Source organism: Mangrovibacter phragmitis (genome assembly GCF_040429585.1).
Classification (GTDB): domain Bacteria; phylum Pseudomonadota; class Gammaproteobacteria; order Enterobacterales; family Enterobacteriaceae; genus Mangrovibacter; species Mangrovibacter phragmitis.
Map to the genome: position 1 here is coordinate 4,069,999 of NZ_CP134782.1, position 17,278 is coordinate 4,087,276.

The following is a 17,278-nucleotide window of genomic DNA, read 5'->3' on the forward strand; positions in this document are numbered from 1 at the left end:
GTTATCATAGCGGAAACTTGCGCGCTATTAGATAATGCGGCCTGGACCGCAATCATTGCAGGAGAGAAACATGCGCTTATGGCTGGTACGGCACGGGCAAACTGAAGCAAATACCCGGCAGCTTTTTTGCGGTAAAAGCGAATCACCTCTGACGCCGACGGGTATTGGGCAGGCCTGTGTAGTTGCCAACCTGCTACGCAATGTGCCCTTCGACCATGTGTTAATGAGTGAACGAGAACGCGCCCGCCACACAACACAACTGATCCTGCAACCGCATCACCCACAACCACGTACCAGTGCCCTGTTGAACGAAATGGATTTCGGTGCCTGGGAAATGCAACACCATAGTACGCTGATTGAACAGGATAAGCAGTATCAGGCCTGGTGTGCTGACTGGCAGCATGTCACCCCACCGGAAGGGGAAAGTTTTGCCCACTTTACGGAGCGCGTCGCAAAACTTGCCCTGGCGGCCCGGTCGCTACAGGCAGACAACCTGCTACTGGTCAGCCACCAGGGCGTGATAAGCCAGTTACTGGCGCAACTGCTGAATATGCCACCCGCAGCCATGTGGCACTTTGCTATTGAGCAGGGAACATGGAGCCGTATCGACCTGAAAGGCGATTATGCAACTCTGCGTTATCTCAATAACCATGGAAACAGTACACATAATGATTAACCAACCCGCCGCACCACGGTTACCGGGCCATTCGGGCATTGACACCCCTTGTCAGCCTGTTATTCTCCGCTGCCAGAATTGCCTGCGCCGCTGTTTCTAAATTGTTTTACAAAAATGGCGATGCATTCCAGCCCGGCCAGTGGGAAGATAGCTCGCCTGGCGCAGTGCCGCTGGCTGGCCAGCCGGGCTGTGGGCATCGGTATGGTATCATGCAGGCACCATCACACATTGTTAATCCACCAGGGGGAACACTTGCAGGGTAAAGCACTCCAGGACTTTATTGTCGACAAAATTGATGATCTGAAAGGTCAGGACATTATTGCCATTGATGTCAAAGGCAAATCCAGTATCACTGACTGCATGATTATTTGCACCGGCACCTCCAGCCGCCATGTCGTCTCCATTGCCGATCATGTTGTTGAGGCTTCACGTCAGGCCGGGCTGCAGCCATTGGGTGTGGAAGGTGAGAACGATGCTGACTGGGTAGTCGTTGACCTGGGCGATGTGATTGTGCACGTTATGCAGGAAGAAAGCCGTCACCTGTATGAACTGGAAAAACTCTGGAGTTAAGTGTGAAGCTTCAGTTAGTTGCCGTTGGAACCAAAATGCCCGACTGGGTGCAGACTGGTTTCAGTGAATATCTGCGTCGTTTCCCTAAAGATATGCCTTTTGAGCTGGTTGAAGTTCCGGCTGGCAAACGAGGGAAGAATGCGGATATAAAGCGCATTCTCGACAAAGAAGGCGAAGCCATGCTGGCCGTTGCCGGGAAAGGTAACCGAATCGTCACTCTGGATATTCCAGGCAAACCCTGGGATACGCCGCAACTGGCTGAACAACTGGAACGCTGGAAGCAGGATGGCAGGGATGTCAGCTTACTGATTGGCGGCCCCGAGGGGCTTTCTCCCGCGTGTAAAGCGGCAGCCGAGCAAAGTTGGTCCCTTTCCACACTGACACTGCCACACCCACTGGTACGTGTGTTGGTTGCGGAAAGTTTATACAGGGCGTGGAGTATCACCACGAATCATCCCTATCATCGTGAGTAATGCACCAGGTAGATTAAGCAGCGGATGAAATTACAGGATTCTTTTCGCGATTATACGGCTGAGTCCGCGCTTTTTGTGCGCAGGGCAGTAGTTGCCTTTGTTGGTATTCTGGCGCTGACTGGGGTACTGATAGCCAATCTTTATAATCTGCAAATCGTCCGGCATGATGACTACCAAACCCGCTCGAACGAAAACCGTATCAAGCTGGTTCCCATCGCACCAACCCGGGGCATCATCTACGACAGGAACGGTACACCACTGGCGCTTAACCGTACCATTTACCAATTAGAAATGATGCCAGAAAAAGTGGACAGCGTGCAGGGCACACTGGATGCGTTACGCCCGGTGGTTAACCTGACAGACGAAGATATTGCCAATTTCAAAAAAGAACGCTCCCGTTCACACCGTTTCACCTCTATTCCCGTCAAAGTTAACCTGAACGAAGAACAGGTGGCTCGCTTTGCCGTCAACCAGTACCGTTTCCCGGGGGTAGAAGTCAAAGGCTACAAACGCCGCTATTATCCTTATGGTTCGGCCCTGACTCATGTCATCGGTTATGTTTCTAAAATCAACGACCGTGATGTTGAACGCCTGGATAAAGACGGGAAATTAGCTAACTATGCCGCAACCCATGATATAGGCAAATTGGGTATTGAGCGTTATTACGAAGACCTGCTCCATGGTCAGACAGGTTATGAAGAAGTGGAAGTCAATAACCGTGGGCGCGTCATTCGCCAGTTAAAAGAAGTGCCACCTCAGGCCGGGCACGATATTTACCTGACACTCGACTTCCAGTTACAAAGCTACATTGAAACACTGCTGGCTGGCAGCCGGGCTGCAACCATTGTCACAGACCCGCGTACAGGTGCGATTCTCGCTCTCGTCTCCATGCCCAGCTATAACCCGAACCTGTTTGTCGATGGCATTTCCTCTAAAGACTATTCAGGCCTGCTGCATGACCCGGACACACCACTGGTCAACCGCGCGACACAAGGTGCCTACCCGCCGGCATCCACAGTGAAACCTTATGTTGCGGTATCAGCCCTGACTGCCGGGGTGATTACCCGCAGCACCAGCCTGTTTGACCCTGGCTGGTGGCAACTTCCTGGTTCTGAGAAGCGTTACCGTGACTGGAAAAAATGGGGGCACGGGCATCTGAATGTTACTAAGGCGCTTGAAGAATCAGCAGATACCTTCTTCTACCAGGTTGCCTACGATATGGGAATAGACCGCCTGTCTGAATGGATGGGCAAATTTGGCTATGGTCATCTGACTGGTATCGACCTGGCGGAAGAACGTTCAGGCAACATGCCAACCCGCGAATGGAAACTCAAACGCTTCAAAAAGCCCTGGTACCAGGGGGATACCATCCCTGTTGGGATTGGTCAGGGCTACTGGACAGCCACACCCATTCAGATGAACAAAGCGCTGATGACACTAATTAACAATGGCGTCATTAAAACACCACATTTATTGATGGATACAGTCGTGGATGGTAAGAGAGTGCCCTGGGTTCAAAAGGAAGACGGTCACATTGGTGACATCCATTCAGGCTTCTGGGAAATCGCCAAAGACGGGATGTATGGTGTGGCAAACCGCCCTAACGGCACAGCACACCGTTATTTCGCCGGTGCGCCATATAAAATTGCCGCAAAATCCGGGACAGCACAGGTGTTTGGCCTGAAAGCCAATGAAACCTATAACGCCCACAAAATTTCTGAGCGCCTGCGTGACCATAAACTCATGACCGCGTTTGCACCTTATGATAATCCGCAGGTCGCTGTTTCTATTATTCTGGAAAATGGCGGGGCAGGCCCGGCAGTGGGGACCGTCGTTCGGCAAATTCTCGATCATATTATGCTTGGCGATAACAACACCGCATTACCAACTGACTCCCCTGCCCAACACGTCGCCGGAGAGGATCAATAGCCCATGACTGACAATCCGAATAAAAAGTCCCTCTGGGATAAGATACACCTCGATCCCATGCTGGTCGTCACCATTCTGGCATTGCTATTATACAGCGCGCTGGTTGTCTGGAGTGCCAGTGGGCAAGACCCGGGCATGATGGAACGCAAAATCGCCCAAATTTGTATGGGGCTGGTCATCATGATTGTGCTGGCTCAGGTCCCCCCACGGGTCTATGAAGGCTGGGCTCCCTGGTTGTACATCCTTTGTATCGTGTTACTGGTTGCCGTTGATGCCTTTGGGGCAATATCCAAAGGGGCTCAACGCTGGCTGGATCTTGGCATAGTGCGCTTTCAACCATCAGAGATTGCTAAAATTGCGGTTCCCCTGATGGTGGCCCGTTTTATTAACCGCGATGTCTGCCCACCCACACTAAAAAACACGGCAATCGCATTAGCGCTTATCTTTATGCCAACCCTGCTCGTTGCGGCGCAGCCAGACCTGGGAACATCCATCCTGATTGCCGCATCCGGTATCTTCGTGTTGTTCCTTTCCGGGATGAGCTGGCGCTTAATTGGTATAGCCGTAATACTGGTGGCGGCCTTTATTCCCGTTTTATGGTTTTTCCTGATGCATGATTACCAACGCGCCCGCGTCATGATGCTGCTTAACCCGGAGAGTGATCCACTGGGTGCGGGCTATCACATTATTCAGTCTAAAATTGCGATTGGTTCCGGTGGGTTGCGCGGTAAAGGCTGGTTGCATGGTACGCAATCCCAACTGGAGTTTTTACCAGAACGTCATACTGACTTTATTTTTGCTGTACTGGCTGAAGAACTGGGGCTGGTTGGCGTGCTGGCCCTGTTAACACTGTATTTATTACTGATTATGCGTGGGCTGTGGATTGCGGCACATGCACAGACCACCTTTGGCCGGGTGATGGCCGGTGGCCTGATGTTGATTTTGTTTGTTTATGTCTTTGTTAATATTGGTATGGTTAGTGGAATTCTACCGGTGGTGGGCGTTCCCCTGCCGCTGGTAAGTTATGGTGGTTCCGCGCTTATCGTACTCATGGCGGGGTTTGGTATTGTTATGTCGATACACACCCATCGAAAACTGTTATCGAAAAACGTATAAGAGGTAAGTGATGCGCAAGCAATGGCCTGGAGTTTGTGTTGCCGCACTTTTACTGGCGGCCTGTAGTGGGGAGCAACAGCAGGCAGGTGTTGAACAAGTGCCTGCCACACCAGTATGTAATGGACCACGCGTTGAGGTATCTGGTGCTGAACCGCACTATGAAACCCCATCAGCCACAGCGAACCAAAACTACCAAAGGGATGGACGGACTTATACCATTGTCCAGGACCCGTCACGCTTCAGTCAGAGCGGGCTTGCTGCTATTTATGATGCCGAACCAAACAGTAACCTCACGGCATCCGGCGAAGTGTTCGACCCGACCCAACTTACAGCTGCGCATCCGACCCTGCCCATTCCCAGTTACGCGCGAATTACCAACCTCGCTAATGGCAGGATGTTGATTGTTAAGATCAATGATCGCGGCCCTTATGGTGACGACAGGGTTGTCGCAGTATCTCGTGCCGTAGCCGACCGTTTGAATATGTCCAATAATACACGCGTACGTATCGACCCAATTCTGGTCGCTCAGGATGGCACAATGTCTGGTCCGGGTATGGCGTGTATTACCATTGCCAAACAAACTTATGCCCTGCCCGCCCGCCCGGATCTCACGTCCGGGTCAGGCAGTGCGTCTTCAGTTGTTCCTGCGGCACAACCGCAAAACAGCAATGTGCAGGCTATCAGTAACAGTACACTCCAGCCGCAAGATACCAGCGCCCCGGCACAAAACGGCAGTTTCCTGGCTCCGGCATCACAGGCAACCCCGAATGCAGGCGTGACATCTGGCAACGCAACTGTCGCGGCGGGAGCCGCCACGTCACAAATGCTGACGCCGCCGAATCAAACATCGCCTGCCACCACAGCTACACCCGCCACAGCCCCGGCCACAACTGAACCGGCACCAGCGCCGGTTAACCCGGCTCTTGGCCTGCACAGTGATCCCGTCACTGCGCCCGGTTCGATTCAGGGGAGTGTCGCCGGGCGTAGCGCCACGGTAGCGAGCGGGGGTTATGTTGTCCAGGTGGGCGCGGTAAGTGATGCCGGGCGCGCGCAACAGTGGCAGCAAAAACTCAGCCAGCAATTTAGTGTACCCGGTCTGGTCACTCAGAATGGGGCAATCTGGCGCGTTCAGCTTGGGCCATTTAGCAGCCGTAGCCAGGCAATCAGCCTGCAACAACGCCTGATGAATGAAGCACAGCAGCAGTCATTTATTACTGCGGCCCCGGCTCAATAAGTTTCCAGGCACCAGCTTTGTCAGTTTGCGTAAATAACATTAACAAACTCATGCGCAAAGTCTGGTGCCAGGTAAAAAACCATTTGTTATAGTAAGTCACTTTTTTAAATTCCATCACGGATGTTGCTGTTCTGACCATGAATACCACTTTCTCCGCTAATGCTGTAAAGCGTATTGCCTTTGGGGCTGCGTTAACACTGGCCGCAACTGGGTTAGCCAGGGCTGATGACCTGAACATCAAAACAATGATTCCTGGCGTACCACAAATCGACGCTGAGTCATACATTCTTATTGATTACAACTCAGGCAAAGTGCTTGCCGAACAAAATGCCGATGAACGCCGCGACCCGGCAAGTCTGACGAAAATGATGACCAGCTATGTTATTGGTCAGGCAATGAAAGCGGGTAAATTTGATGAAAACGCTGTAGTCACTATCGGGAAAGACGCCTGGGCGACAGGGAATCCAGTATTCAAAGGTTCATCGCTGATGTTCCTCAAACCCGGTATGCAGGTTCCTGTTTCTCAGTTGATTCGCGGGATTAACCTGCAATCAGGGAACGATGCCTGCGTGGCGATGGCGGATTTCGTGGCGGGTAGTCAGGACGCCTTTGTTGGCCTGATGAACAGCTACGTTAATGCACTGGGCATGAAAAACACCCATTTCCAGACTGTCCACGGTCTGGACGCTGATGGTCAGTACAGCTCCGCGCGTGATATGGCGTTACTGGGCCAGGCATTGATTCGTGATGTTCCAAACGAATATGCAGTCTATAAAGAGAAAGAATTCACATTTAATGGCATTCGCCAGATGAACCGTAATGGTTTGTTGTGGGATAAAAGCCTGAATGTAGATGGCATCAAAACCGGCCATACTGAGAAAGCAGGTTATAACCTGGTTGCTTCAGCCACTGATGGCAACATGCGCCTTATCTCCGCGGTTATGGGCGGGCGGACATTCAAAGGTCGCGAAGTGGAAAGCAAAAAACTGCTGACCTGGGGCTTCCGTTTCTTTGAATCTGTTAACCCTATTAAGGCAGGTAAAGAATTCGCTTCTGAGCCAGTATGGTTTGGTGACAGTGACCGTGCATCACTGGGTGTGGATAAAGACGTTTGGCTGACCATTCCTCGTGGCCGGATGAAAGACCTGAAAGCCAGTTATGTGCTGAACAATTCGGAATTACATGCACCACTGCAAAAAAATCAGGTAGTGGGTACCATTAACTTCCAGTTAGACGGCAAAACAATCGACCAGCGCCCACTGGTTGTACTGAATGAAATCCATGAAGGTAACTTCTTTAGCCGGATGATTGATTACATCAAACTGATGTTCCACCACTGGTTTGGTTAAAAACCGCACACTTGAAAGTGTGACGGCTGCCCCCATATACTAAGTAACACTGGAACTCCCGCTCAGGCGGGAGTTCGTTTTTTATTTTTGCTGGAGCTGACATGAAAACCAAACTAAATGAACTCCTCGAGTTCCCCTGCCCGTTTACCTACAAAGTAATGGGTCTGGCTCAACCTGAACTGGTGGACAGGGTCGTTGAGGTTGTACAGCGTCATGCACCTGGTGACTACACACCTCAAATCAAACCCAGCAGTAAAGGCAACTACCATTCCGTATCCATCACGATTACGGCAACCCATGTAGAACAGGTAGAAACACTTTATGAAGAACTGGGCAAAATTGAAATTGTCCGTATGGTTCTGTAGCAAAAACGTCGTTTTCCGTTACCCGGCCTGAAGGCCGGGTGTTTGTTTGCTCCGCTATGCTATACTGGCCGCCTGTATTCCCGACTCCGGAGACATCTGTTTTGTCTCAAAATACCATTCTTATTCGCCATCTTGGCCTGCAGCCTTATGAACCTGTATCACTCGCCATGCATCAGTTTACTGATACTCGTGATGAAACTACGCCCGATGAGATTTGGCTGGTAGAACACAACCCTGTGTTTACTCAGGGCCAGGCGGGCAAAGCTGAGCACCTGTTAGCGACAGGTGATATTCCCGTTATTCAGAGCGACCGTGGCGGCCAGGTAACTTATCATGGCCCAGGCCAACAAGTGATGTATGTGCTGCTCAACCTCAAGCGCCGTAAACTGGGTGTACGTGAGCTGGTAACGCTACTGGAACAATGCGTGGTCAATACCCTCGCAACACTGGATATTGACGCCCATGCCCGCCCTGATGCACCGGGTGTTTATGTAGGTGAAGATAAAATCTGTTCTCTTGGGCTGCGGATTCGCAAAGGGTGCTCATTTCACGGCCTGGCGCTGAACATCAATATGGATCTCACCCCATTTTTACGTATTAACCCTTGTGGCTACGCTGGCATGAAAATGACCCAGGTCAAACAGTTTCGTCCCGGTATACAAGTAGCAGATATTCAACCGGTTCTGCTGGATAATTTTTTGCATTTACTGGGTAACCCACCCATTCGTACAGTCAGTGAATAATCAAAAAAAACCGAAACAAGAATGATTTTGTTTCGGTTTATTAGTTTATTTAACGGGTTTTAATCCTTCTCTATTTTTTGCTTAATCGCTAGTTTACGTCTACCTTTTATTCATGTTGTGCAAGCACTTAGCACGACAGCAAACTTATATAAAAAGTGCTTTGCCGTTTTGTCTTTCAAAATGGCGGTATTTCCTTGTGCCCAAAACAGACAACGCTTTTTCAGTAAACAGACAACACATTATAAAAATGGGAGAACGAATGAATAATACTGGCAAGGATAATAATTTTCTTTCCCGTTCGAATAGTGCACGCCTGAGTGGTTTCCAGGCACTTCGTACTATCGACCTTAACTTATTGACGGTATTTGAGGCAGTTTACATTCACAAAGGCATTGTCAACGCAGCAAGAGCGTTGAATCTCACGCCTTCGGCTATCAGTCAGTCCATTCAAAAGTTGCGTAACGTCTTCCCAGACCCATTGTTTGTACGTAACGGGCAGGGGATCATGCCCACCAGTTATGCCGCCCACCTGCATGAATATATCAGCCAGGGGTTGTCATCCATACTGGGAGCACTGGAGTTTAATGAAGTCAGTAACGCGCAACGCACCATTACCATTGCAACCCATCCTTCTGTTGGCGCACTGGTGATGCCGACTATTTATAAAGCTATCCACCACCGTTGCCCCAATATCAACATTAATAATGTCCCGATATCGCAGGCAGAAACGCAGTTAAGCCAGCTTCAGGCTGATATGGTGATAGACACTCGTCGGCCGGTAATGAGCAAAATAGGCAGCTTTCGCTTGTTTGAAGAACGTGTGGTCATCGTCTGCCGCAATGATCACCCGGAGCTAACGGACGAAGTGTCATTAGATATTCTGAATAAACAACAGCAAACCATGCTGGTATTGCAGGATGATATCTTGCCGGATGTGCGTAATGTGGTTGAGCAGACATTCCCCGACCGGCAAATCACTTTCAGCAGTTACAATGTCCTGACACTGGCAGCCATGCTGGCTAACAGTGATCTGGTTGGTTTTATGTCTTCGGGGTTGTACCACATGTTTCGGGATAACTGGAACCTGCGTGAAGTTGAGCGTGAGGGCTTTGCCGGGGGAAAATTCGAAACGCACCTGTTTTATAACAAACTCAGCCAGCATGACGAGGTATTACGCAACTGCATGGAAACGATTCAGAATGCATTTGTGCAAAAACACGGAGAAGCCATGTTCTGACAGACAAACGCACAAAATAACAACTTATTTACACTAAAATCACGTTTTGCGTGCCCGGCAGGCTGCTTTCACAGCAATATAAATGTTATACTGCCTGCCATTAATTCAAAAATAGTTGATAAATACAACATTTGATTGAATTGAAACGTTTTCACTCGATATCCGCAACTGGAATACGCACGTTATGAGTAAACCCATTGTCATGGAACGCGGTGTTAAATACCGGGATGCCGACAAAATGGCGCTAATCCCGGTGAAAAACGTCGCCACTGAACGCCAGGAGCTGTTAAGAAAGCCGGAATGGATGAAAATCAAACTCCCGGCGGACTCCACCCGTATTCAGGGTATCAAAGCTGCCATGCGTAAAAATGGCCTTCACTCTGTTTGTGAAGAAGCATCCTGCCCTAACCTTGCCGAATGTTTCAACCACGGAACGGCTACCTTTATGATTCTGGGTGCGATTTGCACCCGTCGCTGCCCATTCTGCGACGTTGCTCATGGTCGCCCGGTTGCGCCCGATGCCGGTGAAGCAGAAAAACTGGCGCGCACCATTGCTGATATGGGTCTGCGTTATGTGGTTGTCACTTCCGTTGACCGTGACGACCTGCGCGACGGTGGTGCCCAGCATTTTGCCGATTGCATTGCCGCCATTCGCCGTGAAAGCCCAAATATAAAAATTGAAACACTGGTTCCTGATTTCCGTGGAAGAATGGACCGTGCGCTGGAAATTCTCACTGCCACACCGCCAGATGTTTTCAACCACAATCTGGAAAACGTTCCCCGCCTGTACCGTCAGGTACGCCCGGGCGCTGATTACAACTGGTCACTGAAATTACTCGAACGGTTCAAAGAAGCACATCCGGAAATTCCGACCAAATCAGGTTTGATGGTTGGGCTGGGTGAAACCAATGAAGAAATCATCGAGGTGATGCATGACTTGCGCCGTCATGGGGTAACCATGCTAACACTGGGGCAATATCTGCAGCCAAGCCGCCACCACCTGCCGGTTCAGCGTTATGTCACCCCGGAAGAATTTGATGAAATGAAAGCTGAAGCGCTGGCAATGGGCTTTACTCATGCGGCATGTGGCCCGTTTGTACGCTCCTCTTACCATGCTGACCTGCAGGCGCGTGGTGAAGAAGTAAAATAAACCTGAGCCCACCAGGCTTGCAGAATAAAAAAACCGGCGCTGACCGGTTTTTTTATTCAATTTATAGCCCTGCCAGAAATAACAACCTGATAGTGGCCAGCTATATTTCATAGCCACAAGGCTACTCTTTGTTGTTCAGGCGCTCACGCGTGTCTTGCGCGTCATTTTTTTCGCCAGAGATTATCGACTGGTTATTATCGTCTTCACTCATGGCTTTTTTGAAGCCTTTAACCGCTGAACCCAGATCGCTGCCCAGGGTCCGTAGCTTTTTCGTACCGAAAAGCAACACGATCAGCGCCCCGACAACCAGCAATTTAGTAATACTAATCTCACCCATATTTACCTTCTTAATCTCCAGCCATACTCGTTCGTAATACACTACACCCGCCACAGTGCATTACCTACATAGCCTTGTACTATTAACGGTTATTCATGCCCCATATACAAAATAATTCTGTAACAAAGTGAATCAAAGTCACCGCGAGTTACCCAAGCACCGGGGGCAAAAAACGCCGGTTTACCAACACCGGCAACCGGGCACGGACCTGTTCCACATGCGCCAGGGTAATGTCACTGACAATCATGCCTGGCTCAAGGCCGGCACAGGCAAGCATGTTACCCATAGGATCAATAATCTGGCTCATACCAATATTTTTCTCACCGCACTCACCACTTGCCACAATGTAACAAGTGGTATCAAGAGCGCGTGCCGCAAGTAATGTTTGCCAGTGATGCACTTTATTTTCACCTTTAAGCCAGGCTGCCGGCACCACCAGAACATGCGCACCAGCCAGTGCAAGGCTCATTGCCAGGTCAGGGAAACGCAAGTCGTAGCAGGTCATTACACCCACCATCAGGTCGCCAACAGCAATCAATGGTGCAATAGCCTGCCCAGGGCAGACAAACCGGGACTCCTGAACATTAAACGCATCATACAGATGCAATTTATCATAGCGCGCAGTCACCTGCCCGCGGTGCAGAGCCAGCAAGGAATTTGTCACCCGCCCCGAATCATCCGGGATATGCAGGGTGAACACCAGTGTCAGGTCACAATTTTCCGTGAGCTGGCGCATGCCCTGAATGAATGGCCCGTTGAGGGTTTGCCCGTGCCGTACAGAATAGCCGGGGTCAGTGTTGTCTCTCGCCTGAATAGCTTCTGGCAACACCAGTAAATTGACGCGTTTCTCAATAGCCTGGCTGACTAACAAACGGCATTGCGCTAAATTGTCCTGCCAGTCTGGCATAACAGCAAACTGCCCGGCTGCAACATTCATACAAACACTCCCCGACACATTGCGTGAATCAACACTACCCCATAGCCAGCTTGCGCGGTAGACTTTCCGCTTTAATGATTAATGAGATATACCTTATGCAGATGTTATTTGCTGTATTTATTGGCGGCGGCCTTGGGAGTATTTGCCGCTGGTTGATTAGCCAACGCCTGAACCCGCTTCATCATGCCATCCCAATGGGTACACTTTCAGCTAACTTACTCGGTGCTTTTATTATTGGTATCGCGCTGGCAAGTTTTAGCCGCCTGACTAACCTCGACCCGATGTGGAAACTATTAATTACCACCGGTTTTTGTGGTGGGCTGACGACGTTCTCAACTTTTTCATCAGAAGTGGTATTTTTACTACAGGACGGACGTCTCGCCTGGGCCGCGGCCAATGTAGTGATTAACCTTGCAGGTTCACTTATTATGACCGGGCTCGCATTTTGGCTGGTTTCAGTGCTTGCTGCGCGATAATTTTTACTTGCGACGTATGGCGTTAATGTAGGCTTCATCTTTCTCTGCCAGTATCTGCCTGAGTTAATCACACAAACATGGGCACTATAATGAAAGAAAGCCTGGTAAACATCAGTACGCTACTGTTAAGCGCACTCATTGTCGGTTGCTTCCTGAAACTTTACTTGTTTAGCTGAACAAGCTTACCGAACCCGGTAGCAACCGGGTTAACCTGTTAAGAAACCAGATTTTGAGCAAAAAAAACCCGCCTGAAGGCGGGTTTTGTCGTTCTCAGCCAGACGTTATTACAGAGCAATTACGTTAGCAGCAGAAGGGCCTTTGGCACCGTTAGTGATTTCGAACTCTACACGCTGACCTTCAGCCAGAGTTTTGAAACCATTGCTCTGGATTGCAGAGAAGTGTACGAACACGTCTTTGCTGCCATCTTCCGGAGTAATGAAACCGAATCCTTTGGACTCATTAAACCACTTAACGTTACCTTTAATCTTAGACATCAAAATTACCTTTTATGAAAAAACGACACAAATACCGTGTCGGTAACCAGTACATCAATTGTGGTGCCGTTTGTCCAGTTGATATTTACTAAAAAGTGATAAAAATCGCTATCTTTTTACTTTCAGGCTGATAACCCCTTGCTTTTCCGTGCAATGGGTACGAAAAAAAATTTTGCAGCCGTTATCAGAACTGGAAGCGCAACCAGGCAAACCAGACATTACCATTGTTATAAGTACCTGGGATGTACGTCATCTGGAACGTTGCCGGGCCGTAACCAACAGATGCCAGAGGCAATACCACCGGAATAGGGATATAGTTCCAGTTATCACGCGCTGTTACGCCCAGTGTATACCCCAACCCCACATGAAAACGTGAATCTGCGCTGACAGGCCGCCAGGTCGCCTCCCAGCCATACCCACCTATAGGCTCCCATTTGTTAAACGAGTCTTTAAACGCCATTAAATATAAACCGTGCCAGTTCCCTTTCTCATCCCAGCGAGAAACACCAAACCCGGCCCCCCAGGGGCGCTCATTGTAATTATCTGTTTTTTCTTTATCGTACGCAAAACGCGCATGCCAGGTGATAGCCGGAACGTACAAATCGTAGTGCTGAGGCTCACGCCATGTTTCACCCATGTTCCCTGTCAGAGTGCTGAACCACCCACCATCACTTGCCTGCACCTGAGATGAAAACAAACAGGGAGCCAATAAACCACATACTACAAATAAATGCTTAATCATCTTGAACACTTTGTCGCCACCAAATACTTTCAAATATGCACAGACTACGGGTGCTTTTATTAACAAAACCTGAACAAAGAACCGGAAAAATTATTTTCTTGAAAATCAAGATGTATAATTCCGAAAAATACCTCAGTTTTTCCCACGCAAAAAAATGTTGAACCAGTGGCAATTATCTACGCCACAAACCAGACCTGGCGTACCTTACAAGAATTCATACTGTATTGATGAATTATTAATTACCCTTCTGACGAACCCGTTGAAATATCTAAACCTGGTATTCTTGTTTACGGGCTATCATAACATGCCATTTTACGAAAAATTTATCACACAGAAAAATCCTGGTTATTTTTATCATTAAATAACAGATATCAGCAGCCATTATTAATATTCTTTCAACCGCCGCGTATTTCCAGGTAAACAGATAGCCTGGCAATTAACCCAGGACCTGTTCAGGGCCGGCAGCCAACACACGCCCCCTTCACTGATACATTCAATCCATAAAACCGCAAAATATTAGATTTTATTGCTGTTTTATTGATTTTTGTCAGCAAAAAAAGTGGAATGATTAGGCACATTCCTCTGCGCTACTTACATAATTTACACTGTGTTACTGAACGTCATGATTGCGACTTAGCGCTATAGCCATGCTATGCCACATGTCACCGTGCGCGTTTAGCCACAAACAGGGGAAACTATGCTCACTTTTTTTGAACTTGCCGTTGGTATTCTGGTAATCATCGGCGTTGCCCGTTACATCATCAAAGGCTATTCCGCTACTGGCGTATTATTTGTCGGTGGTCTGGTGCTGCTTATCATCAGTGCCATCATGGGCCACCGTATTCTGCCTGCCAGTGAAGCCAGCACGGGTTTTCTCAGCGTAGATATCGTGGAATACATCAAAATTTTGTTGATGAGCCGCGGTGGCGATCTCGGCATGATGATCATGGTGCTGTGCGGTTTTGCGGCATATATGACGCATATTGGTGCCAATGACATGGTGGTAAAGCTGGCATCCAAACCACTGCAATTCATCAACTCGCCTTATTTGCTGATGGTCGCAGCTTATTTTGTTGCCTGCCTTATGTCACTGGCGGTTTCCTCAGCAACCGGGCTTGGCGTGTTGTTAATGGCGACGTTGTTTCCGGTAATGGTCAATGTCGGCATCAGTCGTGGTGCCGCTGCCGCAATTTGTGCCTCTCCTGCCGCTATCATTTTGTCGCCCACATCGGGCGATGTCGTGCTTGCAGCCAAAGCGTCAGAAATGGATCTGGTTAATTTTGCCTTTAAAACTACGCTGCCTGTTTCTATTGCCGCAATTATCTGCATGGCCATCGCGCATTTTTTCTGGCAGCGCTTTCTTGATAAAAAAGAAAACATTACCAGCGAGCAACTGGACATCAAAGAAATTGACACCAGTGCACCCTCTTTCTATGCAATTCTGCCTTTCACGCCAATTATTGGGGTATTAATCTTTGACGGCAAATGGGGCCCCAGCCTGCATATCATTACCATTCTGGTTATTTGTATGCTGCTGTCAGCCATCATCGAATTTTTGCGCAGCTTTAATACCGAAACGGTTTTTGCCGGGCTGGATGTGGCATGGAGAGGAATGGCCGATGCTTTCGCCAACGTGGTCATGCTGTTAGTGGCTGCCGGGTTATTCGCCCAGGGGTTAAGCACTATTGGGTTTATCCAGAGCCTGATATCCATTGCGACATCCTTTGGCTCCGGCAGCATTATTCTGATGCTGGTGCTGGTTGTTCTGACTATGTTAGCGGCGATGACCACAGGCTCGGGTAACGCCCCGTTCTACGCATTTGTTGAGCTGATTCCGCGCCTGGCGCAGCAAGCTGGCATTAATCCGGCATATTTAACCATTCCGATGCTTCAGGCATCAAACCTGGGGAGAACTATCTCACCGGTATCTGGCGTAGTGGTGGCTGTTGCCGGTATGGCGAAAATATCCCCTTTTGAAGTGGTAAAACGCACGTCAGTGCCGGTTCTGGTTGGCCTGATAGTAGTCATTCTGGCAACCGAAATACTGGTTCCCGCCACTGTTATGCTCCCTTAATTCGCACAGCCCCCAAAAAGGGGGCTCAGCTTGATGAAAAAGAAGGAAAAAGCGTGGTTTTTCCTTCTTTTTAGTTAGCGGGCGAAAATCAATAAATTGATTTTCCTGGTTTTTATTGGGTGACATCCTCTCGTTCTGTGCGAACATGAGGTTTGTCATCAGACTCAGCTCCCGAAAAGGGCTACACTGTAGCCCTGAACACAACAGCAACAAACGTAATGACAGGCACATGATTAACCGCATAATAACTGGCGCTTTTCTCGCCGCACTGTTTTCGCTTGCCATACCAGGCTATGGCGCTCCACTGCAGGCACAGCGCTATAGTGACTTTGACCACTATGTTCTGGCGCTTTCCTGGCAACCGGGTTTTTGTGAAACAATGCACCAAAGCCAGCGCGCATTACCCGCAGAATGCCAGAACCAGCAGGAACAGGCAGACAAAACGCAGTTTCTGACCATTCACGGGTTATGGCCAGACCTGCCTCGCAGTATTGCCCGTCAGGGAGTGGACAGGCGCCGCTGGATGCGGTTTGGTTGTGCAACCCGCCCGGTTCCTGATATGCCAGAAGTAAAAGCCAGCAGAAAATGCGCCGCTCCTGATACGGGCATTTCGCCTTCGCTGGCAGCGCAACTGGTGCAACACATGCCGGGCGCAGGTGGCACTTCATGCCTTGAACGCTATGAATACGCAAAACATGGGGTCTGTTTTGGTTTTGTACCCGATGACTACTTTGGCACCATGTTGCGGCTTAATAGTGAGATTCGCCACAGTATCCCTGGCGCTTTTCTTGCCAGCCATTATGGCGAAACCGTTTCGCGCGATGCGCTTAACCAGGCAATCAGCAAGGCTTATGGCGAGAAAAGTGTAAAAGCTTTCCGTTTTATGTGCCACGGCAACCCGGCATGGCTGACAGAAATCCAAATCGCCATTCGGGCTGGCAGCATCAACGCACCATTATCGGCAGGCAGTTTTGCGCCTGGCGCTCACCCCGGTAACTGCCCGGCACAATTCCGCCTGGACGCGGCCGGTTTCTGACACATTTTTTATGCCTGTCATTTAATTAACGGGCACTTTTCCCCCCCTGAATATGGCATCCAGTGGGAATAATTATGTGCTCACTTAAGCCCTTTCGCCCATCGTCACGCCTCCTGAGTGACTGTCATCCCTTCATTCTTGTCATAATTTAATTTTACCCACGCACCATAAAAACGTTATTTATTCTCACGCCCGGGGTTATATCCGGTGATAACACTATAATTAATATAATGATTAACATAGCGATTACATTTAAAAATCAATGCGCTAACAAAGCTATTTTTTAAAAACAAGTGTGCAGATCAACAAAGTGGGTATTTATATCTAATGCTTGATATAC

General features: G+C 49.2%; 18 protein-coding genes. 14 read left to right on the forward strand and 4 right to left on the reverse strand.

What is annotated here, in order from left to right:
- The first annotated feature begins 70 nt into the window (after positions 1–70).
- The 11 genes from MPHASIOC01_RS19790 (at position 71) to lipA (ending at position 10,842) form a co-directional block, all read left to right on the forward strand.
- On the forward strand, positions 71–676 hold the full coding sequence (locus MPHASIOC01_RS19790; protein WP_064599633.1) for an adenosylcobalamin/alpha-ribazole phosphatase: 606 nt from the start codon (positions 71–73) through the stop codon (positions 674–676).
- Positions 677–928: 252 nt separating this feature from the next.
- Positions 929–1,246 (forward strand): ribosome silencing factor, encoded by a 318-nt coding sequence (gene rsfS, locus MPHASIOC01_RS19795; RefSeq protein ID WP_064599629.1) that lies wholly within the window; start codon positions 929–931, stop codon positions 1,244–1,246.
- A 2-nt stretch (positions 1,247–1,248) separates the two neighbouring features.
- A complete protein-coding gene (gene rlmH, locus MPHASIOC01_RS19800; protein ID WP_064599627.1) occupies positions 1,249–1,719 on the forward strand; it encodes a 23S rRNA (pseudouridine(1915)-N(3))-methyltransferase RlmH in 471 nt (156 codons plus the stop codon).
- A gap of 24 nt (positions 1,720–1,743) precedes the next feature.
- Entirely contained in the window at positions 1,744–3,648 is a 1,905-nt protein-coding gene (mrdA, locus tag MPHASIOC01_RS19805) for a peptidoglycan DD-transpeptidase MrdA (RefSeq protein ID WP_064599625.1), read from the forward strand.
- Positions 3,649–3,651: 3 nt separating this feature from the next.
- Positions 3,652–4,764, forward strand: coding sequence for a peptidoglycan glycosyltransferase MrdB (gene mrdB / locus MPHASIOC01_RS19810; protein ID WP_064599623.1), 1,113 nt, complete (start codon positions 3,652–3,654; stop codon positions 4,762–4,764).
- A gap of 10 nt (positions 4,765–4,774) precedes the next feature.
- Positions 4,775–5,998, forward strand: a complete 1,224-nt coding sequence (gene rlpA / locus MPHASIOC01_RS19815; RefSeq protein WP_353613111.1) for an endolytic peptidoglycan transglycosylase RlpA — start codon at positions 4,775–4,777, stop codon at positions 5,996–5,998.
- A 137-nt stretch (positions 5,999–6,135) separates the two neighbouring features.
- On the forward strand, positions 6,136–7,347 hold the full coding sequence (dacA, locus tag MPHASIOC01_RS19820) for a D-alanyl-D-alanine carboxypeptidase DacA (RefSeq protein ID WP_064599619.1): 1,212 nt from the start codon (positions 6,136–6,138) through the stop codon (positions 7,345–7,347).
- 101 nt (positions 7,348–7,448) lie between these two features.
- Positions 7,449–7,712 (forward strand): DUF493 family protein YbeD, encoded by a 264-nt coding sequence (gene ybeD, locus MPHASIOC01_RS19825; protein WP_036109542.1) that lies wholly within the window; start codon positions 7,449–7,451, stop codon positions 7,710–7,712.
- A gap of 101 nt (positions 7,713–7,813) precedes the next feature.
- Positions 7,814–8,455 (forward strand): lipoyl(octanoyl) transferase LipB, encoded by a 642-nt coding sequence (gene lipB, locus MPHASIOC01_RS19830; RefSeq protein ID WP_064599617.1) that lies wholly within the window; start codon positions 7,814–7,816, stop codon positions 8,453–8,455.
- A gap of 259 nt (positions 8,456–8,714) precedes the next feature.
- Positions 8,715–9,692: a YbeF family transcriptional regulator gene (locus tag MPHASIOC01_RS19835; protein WP_353613112.1), complete on the forward strand. Its 978-nt coding sequence runs from the start codon at positions 8,715–8,717 to the stop codon at positions 9,690–9,692.
- Between the two features lie 184 nt (positions 9,693–9,876).
- Complete coding sequence (lipA, locus tag MPHASIOC01_RS19840) at positions 9,877–10,842, forward strand: lipoyl synthase (RefSeq protein ID WP_353613113.1); 966 nt, start codon at positions 9,877–9,879, stop codon at positions 10,840–10,842.
- Positions 10,843–10,963: 121 nt separating this feature from the next.
- Here the strand turns inward: lipA and tatE are convergent, their stop codons facing one another.
- Together tatE and MPHASIOC01_RS19850 are read right to left on the reverse strand one after the other, a co-directional pair.
- Positions 10,964–11,179 carry a twin-arginine translocase subunit TatE gene (tatE, locus tag MPHASIOC01_RS19845; RefSeq protein WP_064599612.1) on the reverse strand — a complete coding sequence of 72 codons (216 nt, stop codon included), beginning with the start codon at positions 11,177–11,179 and terminating at the stop codon, positions 10,964–10,966.
- A 148-nt stretch (positions 11,180–11,327) separates the two neighbouring features.
- On the reverse strand, positions 11,328–12,116 hold the full coding sequence (locus MPHASIOC01_RS19850) for a deaminated glutathione amidase (protein WP_353613114.1): 789 nt from the start codon (positions 12,114–12,116) through the stop codon (positions 11,328–11,330).
- 74 nt (positions 12,117–12,190) lie between these two features.
- On the opposite strand from MPHASIOC01_RS19850, the gene crcB reads away from it, so the two are divergent.
- Positions 12,191–12,592 carry a fluoride efflux transporter CrcB gene (gene crcB / locus MPHASIOC01_RS19855; protein WP_353613115.1) on the forward strand — a complete coding sequence of 134 codons (402 nt, stop codon included), beginning with the start codon at positions 12,191–12,193 and terminating at the stop codon, positions 12,590–12,592.
- Positions 12,593–12,876: 284 nt separating this feature from the next.
- Here the strand turns inward: crcB and cspE are convergent, their stop codons facing one another.
- Both cspE and pagP read right to left on the reverse strand, forming a co-directional pair.
- Entirely contained in the window at positions 12,877–13,086 is a 210-nt protein-coding gene (gene cspE, locus MPHASIOC01_RS19860; protein ID WP_002439184.1) for a transcription antiterminator/RNA stability regulator CspE, read from the reverse strand.
- A gap of 184 nt (positions 13,087–13,270) precedes the next feature.
- A complete protein-coding gene (gene pagP / locus MPHASIOC01_RS19865) occupies positions 13,271–13,828 on the reverse strand; it encodes a lipid IV(A) palmitoyltransferase PagP (RefSeq protein ID WP_353613116.1) in 558 nt (185 codons plus the stop codon).
- 697 nt (positions 13,829–14,525) lie between these two features.
- On the opposite strand from pagP, the gene dcuC reads away from it, so the two are divergent.
- Both dcuC and MPHASIOC01_RS19875 read left to right on the forward strand, forming a co-directional pair.
- Positions 14,526–15,902 (forward strand): anaerobic C4-dicarboxylate transporter DcuC, encoded by a 1,377-nt coding sequence (gene dcuC, locus MPHASIOC01_RS19870; protein WP_353613117.1) that lies wholly within the window; start codon positions 14,526–14,528, stop codon positions 15,900–15,902.
- A 229-nt stretch (positions 15,903–16,131) separates the two neighbouring features.
- A complete protein-coding gene (locus MPHASIOC01_RS19875; RefSeq protein ID WP_353613118.1) occupies positions 16,132–16,938 on the forward strand; it encodes a ribonuclease T2 family protein in 807 nt (268 codons plus the stop codon).
- Positions 16,939–17,278 lie beyond the last annotated feature (340 nt).